The 17,931-nt window shown below is 72.3% G+C and carries 14 protein-coding genes; 8 read left to right on the top strand and 6 right to left on the bottom strand.

Annotated features, from left to right (window positions below; genetic code table 11):
• Positions 1-38 precede the first annotated feature (38 nt).
• Positions 39-1,952, bottom strand: a complete 1,914-nt coding sequence (locus tag C3492_RS05970) for an ABC transporter ATP-binding protein (RefSeq protein WP_103810673.1) — start codon at positions 1,950-1,952, stop codon at positions 39-41.
• A 376-nt stretch (positions 1,953-2,328) separates the two neighbouring features.
• On the opposite strand from C3492_RS05970, the gene C3492_RS05965 reads away from it, so the two are divergent.
• Both C3492_RS05965 and C3492_RS05960 read left to right on the top strand, forming a co-directional pair.
• Entirely contained in the window at positions 2,329-2,613 is a 285-nt protein-coding gene (locus C3492_RS05965; protein WP_103810672.1) for a hypothetical protein, read from the top strand.
• Between the two features lie 117 nt (positions 2,614-2,730).
• Complete coding sequence (locus C3492_RS05960) at positions 2,731-2,976, top strand: hypothetical protein (RefSeq protein WP_103810671.1); 246 nt, start codon at positions 2,731-2,733, stop codon at positions 2,974-2,976.
• Between the two features lie 62 nt (positions 2,977-3,038).
• Here C3492_RS05960 and C3492_RS05955 read toward each other — a convergent pair whose 3' ends face one another.
• Positions 3,039-3,998, bottom strand: a complete 960-nt coding sequence (locus C3492_RS05955; RefSeq protein WP_103810670.1) for an SDR family NAD(P)-dependent oxidoreductase — start codon at positions 3,996-3,998, stop codon at positions 3,039-3,041.
• 118 nt (positions 3,999-4,116) lie between these two features.
• Between C3492_RS05955 and C3492_RS05950 the strand changes: the two genes are divergently transcribed.
• Entirely contained in the window at positions 4,117-5,025 is a 909-nt protein-coding gene (locus tag C3492_RS05950; protein ID WP_103810669.1) for an AraC family transcriptional regulator, read from the top strand.
• A gap of 297 nt (positions 5,026-5,322) precedes the next feature.
• Complete coding sequence (locus C3492_RS05945; protein ID WP_103810668.1) at positions 5,323-7,818, top strand: carboxypeptidase regulatory-like domain-containing protein; 2,496 nt, start codon at positions 5,323-5,325, stop codon at positions 7,816-7,818.
• 108 nt (positions 7,819-7,926) lie between these two features.
• Here the strand turns inward: C3492_RS05945 and C3492_RS05940 are convergent, their stop codons facing one another.
• Positions 7,927-8,967, bottom strand: coding sequence for a helix-turn-helix transcriptional regulator (locus C3492_RS05940; RefSeq protein WP_103810667.1), 1,041 nt, complete (start codon positions 8,965-8,967; stop codon positions 7,927-7,929).
• A 182-nt stretch (positions 8,968-9,149) separates the two neighbouring features.
• On the opposite strand from C3492_RS05940, the gene C3492_RS05935 reads away from it, so the two are divergent.
• Positions 9,150-9,758, top strand: coding sequence for a CatB-related O-acetyltransferase (locus C3492_RS05935; protein ID WP_374938328.1), 609 nt, complete (start codon positions 9,150-9,152; stop codon positions 9,756-9,758).
• 2 nt (positions 9,759-9,760) lie between these two features.
• Here the strand turns inward: C3492_RS05935 and C3492_RS05930 are convergent, their stop codons facing one another.
• From C3492_RS05930 to C3492_RS05920, 3 genes are all read right to left on the bottom strand, one after another.
• Complete coding sequence (locus C3492_RS05930; RefSeq protein ID WP_258055517.1) at positions 9,761-11,332, bottom strand: glycoside hydrolase family 30 beta sandwich domain-containing protein; 1,572 nt, start codon at positions 11,330-11,332, stop codon at positions 9,761-9,763.
• Positions 11,333-11,462: 130 nt separating this feature from the next.
• On the bottom strand, positions 11,463-12,359 hold the full coding sequence (gene murQ / locus C3492_RS05925) for an N-acetylmuramic acid 6-phosphate etherase (RefSeq protein WP_103810664.1): 897 nt from the start codon (positions 12,357-12,359) through the stop codon (positions 11,463-11,465).
• 484 nt (positions 12,360-12,843) lie between these two features.
• A complete protein-coding gene (locus tag C3492_RS05920) occupies positions 12,844-13,788 on the bottom strand; it encodes a MurR/RpiR family transcriptional regulator (RefSeq protein WP_103810663.1) in 945 nt (314 codons plus the stop codon).
• Positions 13,789-14,014: 226 nt separating this feature from the next.
• Here C3492_RS05920 and C3492_RS05915 point away from each other — a divergent pair, with 226 nt between their 5' ends.
• The 3 genes from C3492_RS05915 to C3492_RS05905 all read left to right on the top strand — a co-directional run bounded on the left by C3492_RS05915 (position 14,015) and on the right by C3492_RS05905 (position 17,916).
• Positions 14,015-15,013, top strand: a complete 999-nt coding sequence (locus tag C3492_RS05915; protein ID WP_103810662.1) for an N-acetylglucosamine kinase — start codon at positions 14,015-14,017, stop codon at positions 15,011-15,013.
• A gap of 8 nt (positions 15,014-15,021) precedes the next feature.
• Positions 15,022-16,593, top strand: coding sequence for a sodium:solute symporter (locus C3492_RS05910; RefSeq protein ID WP_103810661.1), 1,572 nt, complete (start codon positions 15,022-15,024; stop codon positions 16,591-16,593).
• A 156-nt stretch (positions 16,594-16,749) separates the two neighbouring features.
• Complete coding sequence (locus C3492_RS05905; RefSeq protein ID WP_103810660.1) at positions 16,750-17,916, top strand: anhydro-N-acetylmuramic acid kinase; 1,167 nt, start codon at positions 16,750-16,752, stop codon at positions 17,914-17,916.
• The last annotated feature ends 15 nt before the right edge of the window (positions 17,917-17,931 follow it).

The following is a 17,931-nucleotide window of genomic DNA, read 5'->3' as shown; positions in this document are numbered from 1 at the left end:
ACGTCAGCGCGGTCGAGGACGTCCGGAAATCGTGCCGTTCACGTGAACCCGGGGCTCGTCCGGGCGGGCGACGGTGTCCTGTGGCCGCCGTCCGGTGCCGGGCCGGCCGGTCCGGACAGCCCGCCGGCTTGGGGAACGGGGCGTCCGAGAGCCGACTCGGCGCTCTCACCGAGGAAGCCACCCGACTGGTGCTGCCACAGCCTGGCGTAGGCGCCGTCCGCGGCGAGCAGTTCCTCGTGGGTGCCCTGCTCGACGACGCTTCCGCGGTCGAGGACGACGAGACGGTCCATGCCGGCGACGGTGCTCAGGCGGTGGGCCACCACGAGGGCCGTACGTCCGTCCATCAACCGCCACAGGGCGTCCTGGACGAGGAGTTCGCTCTCCGAGTCGAGCGCGCTGGTCGCCTCGTCGAGCAGCAGGACCGGGGCGTCGCGCAGGATGGCCCTGGCCAGGGCGACGCGCTGGCGCTGGCCGCCCGAGAGTTTGACCCCCCGCTCCCCCACCAGGGTGGCGAAGCCGTCGGGGAGCTGGTCGGCGAACTCCGTGACGTGCGCGGCCTCGGCCGCCGCGCGGATCTCCTCGTCGGTGGCGCCGGGCCGGGCGAACGCGATGTTGTCCCGCAGGCTGCGGTGGAACATGGCGGGTTCCTGCGGGACGTAGGCGATCAGTGAGCGCAGGTCGGTCTGGCGCAGCCGGCTGATGTCCTGACCGCCGATCAGGATGCGTCCGCCGTCGATGTCCGACATCCGCAGCAGGAGCCGGGTGAGGGTGGTCTTGCCGCCGCCGGACCTGCCGACCAGACCGATCCGTGCGCCCGCGGGCACGTCGAGGTCGAGTCCCTGGAAGATCGGCTTCGCACCCGCGTGGGCGAAGGTCACCGCCTCGAAGCGGATGCCCGTGTCCCGCGGTGCGAGCGTTTCGGGTTCCACCGGGTCGAGGACGGTGGGCGGATCCAGCAGCAGCTCCGTGAACTGCGCGGCCTCGGTCATCGAGCTCTCCAGACGCCGGTAGATCTGGTTGAACTCGAACATGATCTGGGTGGCGTTGGAGTAGTAGGTGAAGCTGACGACGATCTGCTCGACGCCCTGGCCCGAGCCGCCGAAGGCGACCGCCACCAGCAGACCCAGCACGTTGGTCAGCACGGACATGGGGGCGACCAGGGTGTCGACGCGCAGATTGCCGTAGTCCCACGACCTCAGCGTCAGGCGCCGGGACTCCGCGACGCGGCTGCGGTGTTCGTCGGCCTCCCGCCGCTCCGCCGCGAACGCCCGGATGGTCTCCATGTTCACGAGGCTGTCGGCGACGTGGCCGGAGACCCTGGCGATCGCCGCCTCACGGTCGTTGACGAGCCTCTGCCGACGGCGGATCAGGGGCGTCGCGGCCACCACGGTCAGCGCGATCATCACAAGGAGGCCGACGACGAGCATCGGTTCGTAGCTCCACAGCACCACGGAACCGAACACCAGCGGGACGAGACTGCCGACGATCCGGTACGTCACCGTGTCGACGAAGTCCTCGAAGCGCTTGCCGTAGCTGAGCACCCGTTTGGTCAGGGAGCCGGCGAAGTTGTCGTGGAAGAACGCCGCGTCCTTGGCCAGGAGTTCGTCCATGCCGGTCACGTACAGGTGCTCCATGCCGAAGGCGTCCAGGCGGTTCAGGCAGTGCTGCCCGACCCGCCACACGGCCTCGGCCGACAGCAGCGTCACGCCGAAGCCGAGCACGTACGGCAGTGCCGAGCCGAGGGTGATACCTCCGGCACCGGCGGCCTGTCCCGCCAGTTTCGCGATCAGCAGGGGGGCGACGTAGCGGATGCCGATGTTGCCCACCGCCGGCAGCAGGAGCGCGGGCAGGGTCAGCAGTCGTAGTCGCAGCAGTTCCCGGCCGTAGCGGCGCAGTGCCAGAACCACCGCGCTCCTGCCCGGTGTCGGCCCTCGATTGTCTGTGGTGCCCATCACACTCCCGGAGGTTCGGAAGTGGGAAGTCTCCCGTCCACGGAGTTTCTCAGTCCAGGCATTTAACGCGGAACGGCGAGAACCGGACACGTCCGCCGCGCTCAGCGCCCGCGTGGCCAACCATCTCCACACCCTGAGCCGCGCCGTCGGCGCCCGCTGCACCGACTGCTCCGCGCGACAGCGGTCGCCGTCAGCGGCTCACGGGGAACAGATACCGGACAGCGGATCGCAGAAAGCAGATGGCGGACAGCGGATCGCGGACAGCGGATCGCCGACAGCACATCGCGGACAGCAATCTCCGTCAGCGGTATCAGGCTGATACCGCCGACCCGATACTCTGAAAGCGGCGGTGACATTTTCTCCTTCGGAGGCCGGGATGAGCGAGCAGCCGTGGACGATCGAGTCCATCCGTCACGCCCTCGGCAACCCTGCTCTCGCCCAGCGTTTCCTCGGTGAGATCAACCGGGCGCCCGCCCATGAGCTGCTGCGGGTCTTCGCCCGCTGGGAGCGCATCGCCAAGGACACCGTCGCCGCGGTTCAGCGGGGACGTGAGATCGCCGCGGCCGAAGCCCGCGGTGAGGAGCCGGCCCGCGAGTGGGTCGACGCGACCGACCGGGTCCTCGCCGAAGCCGAGCGCATCCGTGCGCGCGGCGCCGCCTGATCCGCCGTCCGGTGCCACGCCCCGTCCCGGGCTCGCTACGCTGGGCCGGGCAGAATCACCGTCGCCGTCCAGTGGTTTGTGCGACCACGATCTGGTGCTCGAACCCTGAGAGGCCATGTGACCTATCGGCTCAAGTACGACCAGGCGGCAGAAGCCGTCCACGAGGCGATGCCGACGGCGGCGAGCGAAGAACTCACCCTCGCCCTCGCCGACGCCTGCCACGATCCGATCGGCGCCACCGAGCCGTACGGCGAGGATGACGGTGTCGTCCGCGCGCTCGTGACCCGGCAGTCGTTCGCCCTCCTCCTCATCGGGGAGGCACTCAGAACGATCACCGTGCTACAGGTGACCCACCTCGGCTGAAGCCCACAGCCCCGCTCTGGTGTCCCGTGCCACGACAGAGGACGTGGCACGGGGCAGGGTCCTCAGCGGAGGGCGTCGGCCGCGTAGGCCCAGAGCCGGTCCGCCGCCCGCGGGTCGAGGGCGTGAGCGGCCACGCCACCGGGCCCTTCCTCGTCACCGTGGACGACCCGGGCCTCCTGGTTGTCCTCGAAGTACCGGCCGGTCACACCCTTCAGCAGCGGTGACGCGGCCAACAGCACGGAGGTCGCGGCTCCCTGGGCGGGAGTCTTGTAGTGCGGGAGCGGGGTGAGGTTTCCCTCGGCGTCCATCACCCCGAACGCGCGCATGGTGTCGTCGTCGAGATGACGCTGGAGGGCGGTGAGGATGTAGCCCGGGTTGAGCGCGTTGGCCGTGATCCCGTCGTCCGCCCAGCGGCGGGCGGCCACCGTGAACAGGACCTCGGCGGACTTGGACTGCCCGTAGGCCGTCCACGGGTCGTACGGGCGCCGCGCGAAGTGGGGGTCGTCGAAGTCGAAGGGCACGTCGCGGTGAGCGCCGGAACTGACGACCACGATGCGGGCCGAGCCGGCTTCGCGCAGGCGGGCGTGGAGTGCGGTGGCCAGGGCGAAGTGCCCGAGGAAGTTGGTGGCGAGCTGCATCTCCCAGCCGTGGGCGGTGACGGTCCGCGTGGGCAGGGCCATGATCCCGGCGTTGGCGACGAGGATGTCGAGCGGCCCCCGCCAGGTCCGCGCGAAGGAGTCGACCGAGGCCGCCTCCGACAGGTCGAGTGCCACGGCCCGCACCGGGCCGGCACCGGGAACGGCGGAGAGTTCGCGGACGAGCGGCTCCGCGACCGCCGGCCGACGGGTGGCGATCGTGACCTCCGCGCCGGCGGTGGCCAGGGCGCGGACGGTCTCGGTGCCGATGCCGGAGGCGCCACCGGTGACCACGGCGCGGCGGCCGGTGAGATCCACACCGTCGATCACCTCCGCGGCGGTGGCGGAGGAGTCGAAGGGAGTGGTCAGAAGGGACTCGGCGTTCACGGGGTGCCTCTCCGGATCGGGATCGCTGTCACGCCTCCCGACCTTAGGGCGGCCCCGCTGGACGCTCTATCATCGAGCGTCCGCAGTGTTTTAGTCATCGTCCGAGGAGTTGCTGCTCGTGGATCCCCTGGAGGATGTGCTGGGTCTGCTGGAGACCCGCGGTCACCTGTCCACGAGCCTGGTGGCGGGCGGGCAGTGGGCCGTGCGGTTCGATCCGCCCACCGGAGTCAAGTTCAACGCCGTACGACGCGGTGGCTGCGTGCTCGAAGTCGACGGTGTCGACGAGGCGATCACTCTGGCGACCGGTGACTGCTACCTCCTCACGCGCCCGCGCGCCTTCACCCTCAGCAGCGGTCCGGAAGCCGCTCCGGTCAGCGCGGGGCCGGTCTTCGCCCGGGCCGAAGGCGGGGTCGCCCGAGTCGGTCACGGCGACGAGGTGCTGTTGATCGGCGGTCGCTTCTCCTTCGGCACGCGGGCGCACGAGCTGTTGCTCGACACTCTGCCGCCGGTCGTCCTTGTGCCTGCCGGAACCGGCCAGGCGGAGGCCGTGGAGTGGGCGCTCGCCGCGATCGACCGGGAGTTGCTGCACAGACCGCCCGCCTCGACGCTGATGGCGGAACACCTCGCCGTCGTCATGCTGATCCATGTGCTGCGCTTCCACCTCGCCCGCGAGCCCCGGGCGGTGTCCGGCTGGCTGGCCGGTCTTGCCGACCCCGCGGTGGCCGCCGCGCTGCGCGCCATGCACGAGGCCCCGGCGCGTTCCTGGACGGTGGCTGATCTGGCGCGCGTCGGTGCGGTCTCCCGGTCGACCCTCGCCGCACGCTTCAAGGACACGGTCGGTGAGGGACCGCTTGCCTACCTGACGCGATGGCGCATCGAGCTCGCGTCCCGGCGGCTGCGGGAGGGCACCGAGACGATGGCCGCCATCGCCCGGTCCGTGGGCTACGGATCCGAGAGCGCGTTGAGCGTCGCTTTCAAACGGGTCATGGGAGTGTCACCCCGCGACTACCGCGGACGGGCCGGCTGACCTGAATTCCCACCCGTTCCCGCATTTCGATTCCGGCGTCATTCTGAACTCCTCAACGGCGGCCCGACAAGCGGCGGGGCGAGGGCATTTCGTGCTCCTGCACAAGTGGGAACCAGGCTGTGAGCTGGGCTCATCCGCCGTTGACCCGGCACGTATTGACAGGTCGTTATTTCGTTCCCGCTAATTGGCCGGAAGTCGGCCCTCGACCGAGGGCCTGTTCACGATAGGTACGAAGTGACGTCATCCTCGCTTCGCAGAGAGCGAATAACCGTCTTTCGCGCTGTCCGGCACGGCCTGGTGGCCGCCGGACTCTTTGCCCTCGTCCTCCTGGGCGTCACCCCGCCCGCGTCCGCCGCCGACCAGGCCGGCGGCACCGACCTGACCCCCGTGTGCGGCACACCCGCCGAGGGGCACGCGTCCTGCTACGCCATGCGCTCCGACGAGCCCCCGCTGCGCCGGCTGGCCGCGGCACAGACACCGCCGGGACTCGGCCCCCAGGACCTGCAGAGCGCCTACAGCCTCCCGGCCGACGGCGGCGCCGGACAGACCATCGCCATCGTCGACGCGTACGACAACCCCAACGCCGAGGCGGACCTGGCGGTCTACCGCGCCCAGTACGGGCTGCCGCCGTGCACCACCGCCAACGGCTGTTTCAAGAAGGTCGACCAGCGCGGCGGCACGGACTACCCCACGACGAACGACATGTGGGCCGGTGAGATCGCCCTCGACCTCGACATGGTCTCCGCCGTCGCCCCCCGGGCGAACATCCTGCTCGTGGAGACGGACAACGACGGTCTGGACCGGCTCGCGGCCGGCGTCGACAAGGCCGTCGAGCTGGGCGCCAAGTACGTCTCCAACTCCTACGGCCGCACGGGCGACTTCGCCTCGGACCAGGCGACGTACGGGTCCTCCTACGACCACCCCGGCGTCGCAATCGTCGCGGCGAGCGGGGACAACGGCTACGGCGTCTCGTTCCCGGCCACCCTGTCCACCGTGACGGCGGTCGGCGGCACGAACCTGACCGCCGACCCGGACAGCCCGCGCGGCTGGGACGAGACCGTGTGGAAGCGGGGCTTCTACGGCCCCGGCTCGGGCTGCGCGTCGTACCAGGCCAAACCGGAGTTCCAGAAGGACACCGGCTGCTCGGGACGGAGCGTCGCCGATGTGTCCGCGGTCGCTGACAACGTTGCCGTGTACTCGACGTTCGGTTCGCTGGGCACCGGCTGGCAGCGCTACGGCGGCACCAGCGCGGCCACCCCGGTGATCGCGGCCACTTACGCGCTGGCCGGCCCGCCCCGCCCGGGCACCTATCCCAACGCCTACCCGTACGCGACGGACGGCCCGGGGCTGAACGACATCACCTCCGGGTCCAACGGCACCTGCGCCACCGCCTACCTGTGCACCGCGGGCACCGGTTACGACGGCCCCACGGGCCTCGGCACCCCTTCCGGTCTGGCCGCCTTCCGCAGCGGTCCGAGCGGCACCCTCACCGGCACGGTGACGGACGCGAAGACCGGCAGGCCCGTCGCCGGCGCCACCGTCGGCTCCGGGCTCGACGTGGCCACGACGCGCGCGGACGGCACGTACACGCTGAACCTGCCCGCGGGTGAGGTCGGCGGTCTCACCGTCACGGCGTTCGGCTACGCGTCCCCCGCCCCGGTCACCGTGGACATCGCGGACGGTACGACCGTGACCCGTGACTTCGGCCTGAAGGCCCTGCCCCGCACCCATGTGCGCGGGACCGTCCGGGACGGCTCCGGGCACGGCTGGCCGCTGTACGCCAGGATCGCCGTCGAGGGTTCCCCCGAGGCGCCGGTCTGGACCGACCCGGTGACCGGTGACTACGACATCTCCCTGCCGAAGAACGCCGGTTACAGTCTCGGCATCACCGCCGCCCTCCCCGGCTACGAGGCGCTCACCCGTGAGGTGAAGGTGGGCGGCGGTCCCGTGACGGTGAACGCCGCACTGACCGCCGACCCCGACGCGGCCACCGCCGTCGGCTACGACCTCCACCGCGCCGAGCACGCCGAGGGCTTCGACTCCACCACGGCCGCACCGCAGGGCTGGACGGTGTCCGACGCGGGCAGCGACAACGGCTGGCGGTTCGACGACCCCAACGAGCGGGGCAACACCACCGGCGGCAGCGGTGCCTTCGCCGTCATCGAGAGCGACAGCGGACCGTTCGGACCGCACCAGGACACCTCGCTGGTCAGTCCCGCCTACGACCTGTCGGACGCGCAGTCGGCCTCCCTCACGTTCAGGACCGGCTACATCACCAACCTCAGCCAGCAGCACATGACCGTGGAGGCCAGCACCGACAACGGCGCCACCTGGCAGAGCGTGTGGGGCGGCCCCAAGACGGGCGGCCAGGCCGACCACGTCACCGTGCGCGTGCCGCTGCGGGAGTACGCGGGGCAGCCGTCCGTGCGGCTGCGCTTCCACTTCGTCGCGAACTGGGCCTACTTCTGGGAGGTCGACGACGTGACAGTGGAGGGCCGGACGCTTCGGCCGGTGCCGGGCGGGCTGACCGTCGGCACCGTCAAGGACGCCCGCACCGGCCACGGCGTCGTCGGCGCGACGGTCACGGACGCCTCGGCACCGGACGCCGTCGCGACCACGGTGGCCACACCCGAGGACCCGGCCGTGGGCGACGGCCTGTACACGCTGTTCACGGGACCCGGGGTGCACCGGCTGCGCGCGACGGCGGACGGGTACGCGCCGCTGACCCGACGCGCCGTGGTGCACGACGACCGCGTCACCGGGAGGGATTTCGCGCTCAGGGCGCGGCCGTGACCTGCCACGGCTGACCCACGCGGTGCCGGTGGCGCGTCCCGTCGGGGGGCACGCCACCGGCACCGCCCGGACCCGCGGGCGGCGCCGGAGCCCGGGCCGCCGAGACGGTCAGGGCTGCTCCTCCAGCCACCCCCGCTCCGCCGCCAGCAGCGCGATCTGGAACCGGGTGCGGGCGCCCAGCAGGGTCCCGGCCTCGCTGACGTGCTTCTGCACCGTGCGCCGGCTCACCTTCAGCACGCGGGCGATCGTGTCGTCCTTCATCCCGGTGGCCATCAGATGCAGGATCTCGCGGGTCCGCCGGTCCGGCCGTACCGCCTGCGCGTCGCTGTCCGGCGCGGGGTCCTCGGGCCGGGGCGCGGACGGCGGCGGACCGTCGCGCCGGGTCGCCAGGGACACCGGCTCGGCCCGCTCCCACACGCTCTCGAACAGCGCCACCAGCGCCTCCACCAGCGCCGGCGAGTGCACCACCAGGGAGCCCGCCGTCGGCCGGTCCCCGCGCACCGGCAGCAGCGCGGCCGCCCGGTCGAACACCACGAGCTTCACCGGGAGCCGGGAGGCGAGCCGTAGCTGCCCGCCCTCCGCCGTCCCGCGCAGCGCCGTCTCCAGCGACACCGCGTCGGTGAAACCGTCCGTCTCGTACACCGACCGCATCCGCACCCCGTCCGCCACGCCCACCTCCCGGGCGGAGGTGTGCCGTCCGGTCACGTACGGCGGCTTGGCCAGGTGCAGCACCTCGGCCGACGTCCCCTTCAGCAGCTGGCCGTAGCGGGCCGCCACCTCCTCCTCGTGCTCCAGCGCCTCCACCAGGTGCGCGGCGCGCGGCGCGGACACCTCCTCGTACGTCTCGTGCAGGCGCTCCACCAGGGCCTCGGCGCGCGCCAGTTCGGCCCGGCGCCGGGCCAGCAGCGCGCCGAGCGACGCGCGCGGGGGACCTGCCGCCCACCGTGCCGTCACACCGTCCACGCGCAGCGCCAGCGCGGCCTCCTCAAGCTGCCGCAGGGCGTCCCGCGCCGCCGGTCCGGGCACGCCCACCGCCGCCGCCACCTGGACGGTGTCCGCCGACGGCACGCTCACCAGGTACTCCAACACCCGCCCGGCCAGCGGGTCCAGCCCGGTCCCCGGCCACGGGCTGTCCGGCGTCCCATCCATGTGTCCCGACACTCCCCTGCTCGCGGCGACCCCGAAGGCATGGCGCAAGACCGCCATCGCCCCCCAGTAAATCGGTGCGCGGGGCGACCCGGTACCGCGATCATGGAGCGGTCCGTATCACGCCGACCGCTGGGAGACCCTTCGCCGTGCCCGTGCCCCCCGACCCGACGGTCCTGCACCCGATGCCCGAGCAGCCGCGGGTGGTGCTGCTCAAGCCGCTGGTGAAGTCCCCGCTGATCGAGGTCGGGGAGTTCTCCTACTACGACGATCCGGACGACGCGACAGCGTTCGAGACGCGCAACGTGCTCTACCACTACGGGCCGGAGAAGCTGGTCATCGGCAAGTTCTGCGCGCTGGGCACGGGCGTGCGGTTCATCATGAACGGCGCCAACCACCGCATGGACGGCCCCTCGACCTTCCCCTTCCCCACCATGGGCGGCTCGTGGGCCGGCCACTTCGACCTGCTCACCGGTCTGCCGAACCGCGGGGACACCGTCGTCGGCAACGACGTGTGGTTCGGCCACGGCGCGACGGTCATGCCCGGGGTGCGCATCGGGCACGGCGCGATCATCGGCACCCGGGCCGTGGTCACCGGCGACGTGCCCGACTACGGCATCGTCGGCGGCAACCCGGCCCGCCTCATCCGCACCCGCCACACCCCTCGGGACGTCGCCCGGCTGCTGGCGGTGGCCTGGTGGGACTGGCCCCTGGAGCACATCACCGAGCACGTGCGGACCATCATGTCGGGCAGTGTCGCCGACCTGGAGGCCGCGGCCCCGGGCGGTCACTGACGTCAGTGGCCGGGGCCGCTCCTCCAGCGGTAGGTGGCGAAGGAGTCCGCCGGGACCGTCACCACGAACGACTGGCCGGCGACGGTGATCCGGACCTTGCCGTCGGTGTGGGTGCTGTTGCCGAGGACGGCGACGAAGGTGCCGTCCTTCGTGCGGTAGACGACGTTGCCGATGCCGTGCTCGGCGGCACTGGATCCGAGGCGTACGTCGCCGGGTGAGAGGTACTTGGCGAACTGCCCGATCGGGTAGAGCTCGTCGCGGACGGTGAAGTCGCGCGTGGCCGTGTTCACCGTCACCAGCCGGTCCCGCCACTTGGTGGTGGCCGCGACCTGGTCCCAGTCGACGTCGTTGTCCCGGGCCGGTGTCCAGTGCAGGGTCCCGCCGTCCTGGTCGGTGGTCTGGGCCCACAGGATGTAGGAACCGGCGTCGAGGCGGAAGTCGTCGAGGATGGTCGAGGGCGACAGGTCGCTGGTCTCCGTGAGCTGGACCGGCTTGCCCGTCTGTTCGTAGGCGTCGCGCATGACGCGCGGGTCCCCCCAGTAGGGGTGGAAGGCGATGGCGTCGGCCGCCTCGCGGACCTGCTCGCCGGTCACCGAGCCGTCGGGGGCGTCGTCGAAGATGCGGTGGTAGTTCTTGGTGGCCGTGCTGCCCGGGTCGCGCCAGTCCCAGAAGTTGAAGTCGTGCACGTAGAGCTGGGTGTTCAGGTGCGCGGCCCGGAACTCCCGTTTGATCGCCAGGGCCAGCTTCTGCTGCTGGGCGACGCTGATGTCCATGGCCGGGTAGACGACGTCCATGCCCGGTTCGTTCAGCAGGGTCAGGGCGTCGACCCGGATGCCGTGCCGGGCGTACGCCTGGACGAACTTGACGTAGTACCGGGCGAAGACGTCGATGCAGTCGTCCCGCAACTTGCCGACCTGGTAGTACTCCGTGCTGCTCCCGGGCTTGAGCGCGACCTGCCCGGTGAACCGGTTGTTCGTCTTCATCCACGCCGGTGCGCTCCATGCCGACGCGAAGAAGGTGGCGTGCGGGTTGTAGCGCTGGATGAGCTTGACCGTGTCGATGATGTGCAGGTCGATGTCCCGCCGGATGGAGAAGTGCTTCAGCCCGAAGTCGTCGGTGACGCCGGGGGGCAGGTCGTCCTCCGACCAGAACGGCAGGTGCTCGATGAGGTCGGGGCTGCCGATCGTGAGCCGGAACCGGTCCAGGCCCGCGCCGTGCACGGGGTCGACGAGCAGCCGGACGGCCTCCTCCCGCTTGGCGGGGGTGAGCTTCCACAGGTTGGACACGCTCGTCTCGTCCAGGGAGAAGCCCACGCCCGCGTACCGCTGCCGGACGGCGTTCGGGTCCGCGACGACGGCGGCGGTGACCGGGCCGCCGGGATCGGTGTCCGTCCTGACCGCCGGCAGCGGCAGCCATGCCCGCGCGGCGCCGGTGGAGTAGGTGCCGGTCACGGTCCGGCCGTGTCCGGGCGGCCCGCCCGCGGCTCGGTCGGCGTGCGCGGCCGGGCCCGCGCCGACCAGCGCGGACACGGTCATGGTCGCGACGGCCGCTAGTGCGGTGAGATGACGTCTCACGCCTGCTCCCTGGGCTCCGGGGGTGTCGGGGGCCGGCGCCGTACGGTGCCGGCGGCGCGCGACCGCTCCGGATCCAAGCAATTCCGTGATGTTAAGTCAAGGTTTGAAGTAAGCCCGGGGGTCGCTTTGTTCAGGGGCGGCCCACCGCCGTCCGCGTGTCGCCGTCGGCCTTCTCCAGGCGTCGGGCGGCCTCCTCGGCGGTGCAGTGCGCGAGGAGCATGACGATGGCGGTCTTGGCGTGGCCGCCCGCCGCCCGCAGCGCCTCGGCGGCGGCGTCGGGGTCCGCGCCGGTCGCCTGGACCACCATGCGGCGGGCACGGTCGAGCAGCTTCTCGTTGCTGGCCCGGACGTCGACCATCAGGTTTCCGTAGACCTTGCCCAGGCGGACCATGGAGGCGGTCGAGAGCATGTTGCACACCATCTTCTCGGCGGTGCCGCCCTTCAGCCGGGTGGACCCGGTGAGGATCTCCGGCCCGGTGGGCACCTCGATGGGGATGTCGGCGTAACGGCTGATCACCGCGTCCCGGTTGCAGGCGACCGACACCGTCGTCGCGCCCTTTGCGGCGGCGTGCTTCAGGCCGCCGACGACGTAGGGGGTACGGCCGCTGGCGGCGAGCCCGACGACCGTGTCCCGGTCGTCCACGCCGATCCCGTCGAGGTCCGCGGCGGCCCGCTCGGGTTCGTCCTCGGCGCCTTCCACCGCGACGACGAAGGCGCCGGGACCGCCGGAGAGCAGGCCCACCACCTGTTCCGGGGCGGTGCCGAAGGTCGGGGGGCACTCGACGGCGTCGAGCAGGCCGATACGGCCGCTGGTGCCGGCGCCGAGGTAGATCAGCCGGCCGCCCCGGCGCAGGGACGCCGTGATGGCCTCGACGGCGGTGCCGATCTCCGCGAGGGCGCCGCGTACCGCGAGGGCGACCGTCTGGTCCTCGTCGTTCATGACCGACAGCAGTTCACCGACCGGCATGCGATCGAGGTCAGCGGTCCGCTCGTTGCGGGTCTCGGTGCCGAGAGTGCTGAGGTCCATGGCGGCTTGTCCTTTCCTGGGCGGTACTCAAGTTCGTGGGCGGAGCGGAAGCTCCGGATCCGGGCCGAAGGCTGAGGGCGGGGCGAGGGCGGGGGCGAGGGCTTGTGGGGGGAGCCGGAACTCGTGATCGGAGCTGGGGGCTCGCGGTCGGAGCCGGGGGGTTCGTGGGCGGGGACGGAGGCTCTTGGTCGAAGGCGGGGGGCTCGTGCGCGAGGGCGAAGGCTCGCGGTCGGAGCCGGGGGGCTCGTGGGCGGGGACGGAGGCTCTTGGTCGAAGGCGGGGGGCTCGTGCGCGAGGGCGAAGGCTCGCGGTCGAAGTCGGGGGCTCGTGGGCGGGGACGGAGGCTCTTGGTCGAAGGCGGGGAGCTCCTGGGCGGGTCGGAGGGTTCCTGGTCCGAGCCGGGGGCTCTTGCGCAGGGGTAGGGGCTCCTGGCAGGAGCCGGGGAACTCTCCGGGAGCAACGCGGCACGGTGGCCGGCGTGGCGTTAGTCGGCGGTCTGGGCGCGGCGTCCGGGCTGCGGGGTCCTGCGGCGGCGGACGGCCTCGTAGGTCTCGTGCAGCGCCGCGGTCGCGGCGTCGAACCCGCGCTGGGCGACGCCGACGAACAGGCAGTCGACCACGGCGAGCTGGGCGATGCGGCTGACGGTCGCGCCGGACCGGAAGGGCGTCTCCCGGGCGCAGGTCGTCAGCACGAGGTCCGCGCTGCGGGCCAGCGCGGAGCGGGGGACGTTGGTGAGGGCGATGGTGGTGGCGCCGCGCGCGGCGGCCGCCTGGAGCGGTTCGACGGTGTCCTCGGTCTCCCCGGAGTGGGATATCGCGAGGGCGACGTCACCGGGTCCGAGCAGCGCCGTCGCGGTGAGGGCCGCGTGCCGGTCGGTCCAGATGAACGCCATGTGGCCGATGCGGTGGAGCTTCTGGTGCAGGTCCTGGCCGACGAAGGCGCTCGCGCCGACGCCGAAGATGTCGATCCGCCGCGCGCCCGCCACGGCGTCCACCGCGCGGCCCAGTACGTCGATGTCCAGCCCGGCCCCGGAGTCCTCCAGGGCCCGCACCTCGTTGTAGACGATCTTCTCGACGATCTCGCTCAGCGTGTCGGTGGCGCTGATGTCGGTGCTCGGCATCGGGCGCTCGCCGTCGAGGGCGTGTTCGCGGGCCGCGGCGGCGGCGAGGGCGAGGCGCAGCTGGGGGTAGTTGGTGATGCCTATCGTCCGGCAGAAGCGCATGACCGTGGCCACGGACGTGTCCGCCCGCCGGCCGAGCGCGCTGATGGACAGCTCCGACGCCTGCGCGGGATCGGCCAGGACGACGTCGGCCACCCGCCGTTCCGACGGTGCCATGGCGGGCAGTTCCGCCCGGATGCGCGCCAGGGTCCCGGCGGGGGACTCGTCCGCCGGCCGGGCCGGGGTGCGGGGTGGTTTCTGGCCGGCCATGACCGCTTCCTCCTGGGTGAACGCCCGTCTGGGTGGCGCCACAGTAACCAGGCCCCGCGAGGCGCGTCAAAAATTTACGGACCTCACCCGATGAGGTTACTTATTGACATCCGGAGGTTCGCCTTCTGATACTCGCTGCACCGCGATCCGCGCCGGCCACTGGCCTCCTGGCCACCCTGTGACCGTTCGACGTGACGGATCCCCTGGACACACGAAGGCGTGCCGCATGACAGCAGCAGTCGCGGTGGACCTGGGCAAGACCGGCTGCCGTGCCGTGCTGTGGCACGGCGCCGGCCCTGCCCGAGACGTTCACGAGGTGCCCGGCGCCCCCGGGCTCGCCACCGACGACGGGGTGACGACCGCCCGCGCGGCCGTGCTCGCCGCCGTCCGGCCCCTCCTGGCGCGGGAGCCGTCCGTCCGGCCGTCGGCCGTCTGCGTGGGCGCGGCGGGTGCCGCCGCCGCACCGGACGCGGCCCGCGCCCTGGCCGGGCTGCTCCTGGACGACCTGTCCGCCGAGGAGGTGGCCGTCACCAGCGACGCGGTCACCGCCCACGCCGGCGCCCTGGGCGGCCGTACCGGCGTCGTGCTCGCGATCGGCACCGGCTCGGTGGCCATCGGCATCGGGGACGACGGCACGTACGCCCGCGTCGACGGCTGGGGTCCCTGGCTCGGCGACGAGGGCAGCGGCGCCTGGATCGGCACCGCCGGGCTGCGGGCCGCGCTGCGCGCCCACGACGGACGCGGCCCGGACACCGCGCTGCTGGCCGCCGCCACCGAGCGCTTCGGCGATCCCGACCGGCTGCCGCTGGCCCTGGGCCGCGACGGCAACCCCGCGCGTACCGCCGCGTCCTTCGCACCAGAGGTCGCGCGTACGGCCGCGGCCGGTGACCCCACGGCCTCGACGATCCTCCGGGACGCGGCCACCGCGCTCGGTGAGGCCGTGCTCGCCGCGGCCCGCCGGATCGGAGGCGACGGCCTCGACGTCGCCGTCACCGGCGGACTCACCGGCCTCGGCGAACCCCTGCTCGGACCGCTGCGCTCGGCACTCGCCGGCTTCCCGCGCCCCCTGCGGCCGCGCCCCCCGCTCGGCGACCCGCTGGACGGCGCGCGCCTGCTGGCCCTGGACGCCCGCAGGCCGCACGAACCCCATGTCGTCCGCGTCCGGCGGACGGCCCCCTTCCCCCCTGTCCCCACCCCGCCGGTCTCCCCGCCGGCCGTTGCTTAGGAGAGAGCGTGCGCCAACTCGACCTCGTGGTGATCGTCGTCTATCTGGTGGCGATCGCCGTGATCGGACTGCGCCTGGCCGGCCGGCAGAAGACGTCGAAGGACTACTTCGTCGGCGAGGGCAGCATGCCGTGGTGGACGGTCTCGTTCTCCGTGGTCGCCACCGAGACCAGCGTGCTCACCGTCATCAGCGTGCCCGGCGGCGCCTACAGCGGACAGGGCTTCGGCAACGTCGAACTGGCCCTCGGCTACGTCATCGGCCGCGTCGTCGTGGCCACCGTCCTCATCCCCCTGTACAAGCGGGGCGGCTTCGTCAGCGCCTACCAGTACCTGGGGACCAGATTCGGGCTGAAACTCCAGGGGCTGGCGTCGGTCACCTTCGTCTTCACCCGCCTCCTCGCCGAGGGCGTGCGGCTGTTCGCCTCCGCGATCCCCATCAAGCTCCTGCTCGACGAGTTCGGCGTGCACGCGGGCTACCGCGTCATCATCATCGTGCTCACCGTGATCACCGTCGTCTACACCTACCTCGGCGGCATCAAGGCGGTCATCTGGACCGACGCCATCCAGATGGGCCTCTACCTGGGCGGTGCGGTCCTCGCCATCGCCGTCCTGTCCGGGCACGTCGGCGGCGCCGGCTTCTCGCGCGCCCTGCACGCGGGCGAGTTCAAGCTGTTCGACACGGACTTCGACCTCGCGCACATCCTCACCAGCCCGTTCGCCCTGCCCACCGCGATCATCGGCGGCGCGATCTTCGCCATGGCCAGTCACGGTTCCGACCAGCTCATCGTCCAGCGCATCCTGGCCACCCGCTCCCTGCGCGACGGCCAGAAGGCGATGATCGCCTCCGGTGTCTTCGTCACCTTCCAGTTCGCGGCGTTCTCCCTCGTGGGCGCGCTGCTGTGGTCGTACAACGACGGCAAGAGCTTCAAGGAGCTCGGCCTGAACAGCTCCGACAACCTCTACCCGAACTTCATCCTGCACGGGCTGCCCGTGGTGATCTCCGGCCTGCTCGTGGCCGGCATCCTCGGCGCCGCCATGGGCTCGCTGTCCTCGGCGCTGAACTCCATGTCGAACTCGACGGTCGCCGACATCATCCACAGCTTCTTCCGTACGACGCCGTCCGAGGCGTCGCTGCTGAAGCTCGCCCGGGTGATGACGCTGGTGTGGGCGGCGCTGATGGCGGTCTTCGCCTGTGCGTTCAGCACCAGCACGGGCAACGTCTACCTCACCGGCCTGACCATCGCCGGCTACACCTACGGCGCCCTGCTCGGCGCGTTCCTGCTCGGCCGGATCGTCCGGCGCGCGGGTGAGGTCGACTCCGTGGTGGCGTTCCTGGTGACGGTCGCGGTGATGACATACATCGTGCGCGAGGTGAAGATCGACGTGACCGTGGCCGGGGCGACCGTGCCGACGGCCATCGCCGCGCAGTGGCTGGTCCCGATCGGCGTGCTGGTCACCCTGGTCGTCGGCGGTCTGATGAGCTTGTTCCACCGCGCCCCCGAACCCGCCAAGGTCCGGCCGGCCGACGGCGAACCGGGCCCGGACGAGGGGCGGGTCACGGCGGCCGTCCAGCAGGACTGAGTGCCGCCCGGCGGGGGGCGGGACGGCACGACCGCCCTCCGCCGGCGAACAAGGACCGCACCTACTCCCCCCAAGCGCTTCCCGGAGGCACGCACCATGTCCCAGTCGCAGCGCACTCCGCCCGCCGAGCGGGCGGGGGATGGTCCCGGAGGCACCATGCGGGTGATCGGGCTGATGTCCGGCACGTCGTACGACGCCATCGAGGCGGCCGCCGCCGACCTCACCCTGGACGGCGACAGCCTGCTGCTGCGCCCCCTCGGGCACCTGTCCGTGCCCTACCCGGACGACCTGCGCGCCCTGATCGCCGCCACGCTGCCGCCGGCCGCCACGACCACGCAGGCCGTCTGCGCGCTGGACAGCGGCATCGGGCAGGCCTTCGCCACAGCGGCGGCGCGGGCCCTGCGGGAGCTGTGCGCGGGGGCGGCGGACCTGGTGGTCTCGCACGGCCAGACCATGCACCACTGGGTGGAGGACGGCGTCGTCCGCGGCACTCTGCAACTCGGCCAGCCGGCCTGGATCGCCGAGGAGACCGGGCTGCCCGTGGTCTCCGACCTGCGCAGCAGGGACGTCGCCGCCGGCGGCCAGGGCGCCCCGCTGGTCGGCCTGACCGACACCCTGCTGCTGCGCGCCCTGCCCGGCACCCCGGCGGCGCTGAACCTCGGCGGCATCGCCAACGTCACCGTCGTCGCGCCCGGCGCCGAACCGCTGGCCTTCGACACCGGCCCCGCCAACGCCCTGCTCGACGCGGCCGTACGGCACTTCACCGGCGACGGCGCCGCCTACGACGCGGACGGACGCCGGGCCGCCGCCGGAACGGTCAGCCCGGAGCTGCTCCGCTTCCTGCTGGCGGACCCCTACTACCGCAGGCCCGCCCCGAAGACCACCGGCAAGGAGCTCTTCCACCTGCCGTACCTGCTGCGGGCGCTCGACGCCGTACCCACGCCCGCCACCGACGACGTCCTGGCCACGCTGACCCGGCTGACCGCCGTGACCGTGGCCGACGCCTGCCGGGCCCACGGGGTCACCGAGCTCGTCGCCTCCGGTGGCGGCACCCGCAACCCGGTGCTCATGCGCATGATCGACGAAGAGCTCCCCGGCGTGCCGGTGCGCCGCAGCGACGACCTCGGGCTGCCCTCCGACGCCAAGGAGGCCCTGGCCTTCGCCGTCCTCGGCTTCCTCACCGTCCACGGCCTGCCCGGCACCCACCCCTCCGCCACCGGCGCCGTCAGGGCCACGCTGCTCGGCAGCATCACCCCCGGCCTGGCGCCCCTGCGCCTGCCCGCACCCGTCGCCCGGCCGCCGCACCTGCTGCGGATCGTCTGACCCCATCCGAGGACC

It is taken from the genome of Streptomyces sp. Ru62, assembly GCF_002920615.1.
In the GTDB taxonomy this organism is placed as follows: domain Bacteria; phylum Actinomycetota; class Actinomycetes; order Streptomycetales; family Streptomycetaceae; genus Streptomyces.
The sequence above is the reverse complement of the archived record's forward strand: the minus strand, read 5'-3'. Positions and strand labels throughout refer to the sequence as shown.

Excerpts from the sequence above, each read along its gene's own strand:
- C3492_RS05970 (WP_103810673.1), bottom strand. The coding sequence starts at position 1,952 with ATGGGCACCACAGACAATCGAGGGCCGACACCGGGCAGGAGCGCGGTG.
- C3492_RS05965 (WP_103810672.1), top strand. The coding sequence starts at position 2,329 with ATGAGCGAGCAGCCGTGGACGATCGAGTCCATCCGTCACGCCCTCGGC.
- C3492_RS05940 (WP_103810667.1), bottom strand. The coding sequence starts at position 8,967 with ATGGATGGGACGCCGGACAGCCCGTGGCCGGGGACCGGGCTGGACCCG.
- C3492_RS05920 (WP_103810663.1), bottom strand. The coding sequence starts at position 13,788 with ATGGCCGGCCAGAAACCACCCCGCACCCCGGCCCGGCCGGCGGACGAG.
- C3492_RS05935 (WP_374938328.1), top strand. The coding sequence starts at position 9,150 with ATGCCCGAGCAGCCGCGGGTGGTGCTGCTCAAGCCGCTGGTGAAGTCC.
- C3492_RS05915 (WP_103810662.1), top strand. The coding sequence starts at position 14,015 with ATGACAGCAGCAGTCGCGGTGGACCTGGGCAAGACCGGCTGCCGTGCC.
- murQ (WP_103810664.1), bottom strand. The coding sequence starts at position 12,359 with ATGGACCTCAGCACTCTCGGCACCGAGACCCGCAACGAGCGGACCGCT.
- C3492_RS05905 (WP_103810660.1), top strand. The coding sequence starts at position 16,750 with ATGCGGGTGATCGGGCTGATGTCCGGCACGTCGTACGACGCCATCGAG.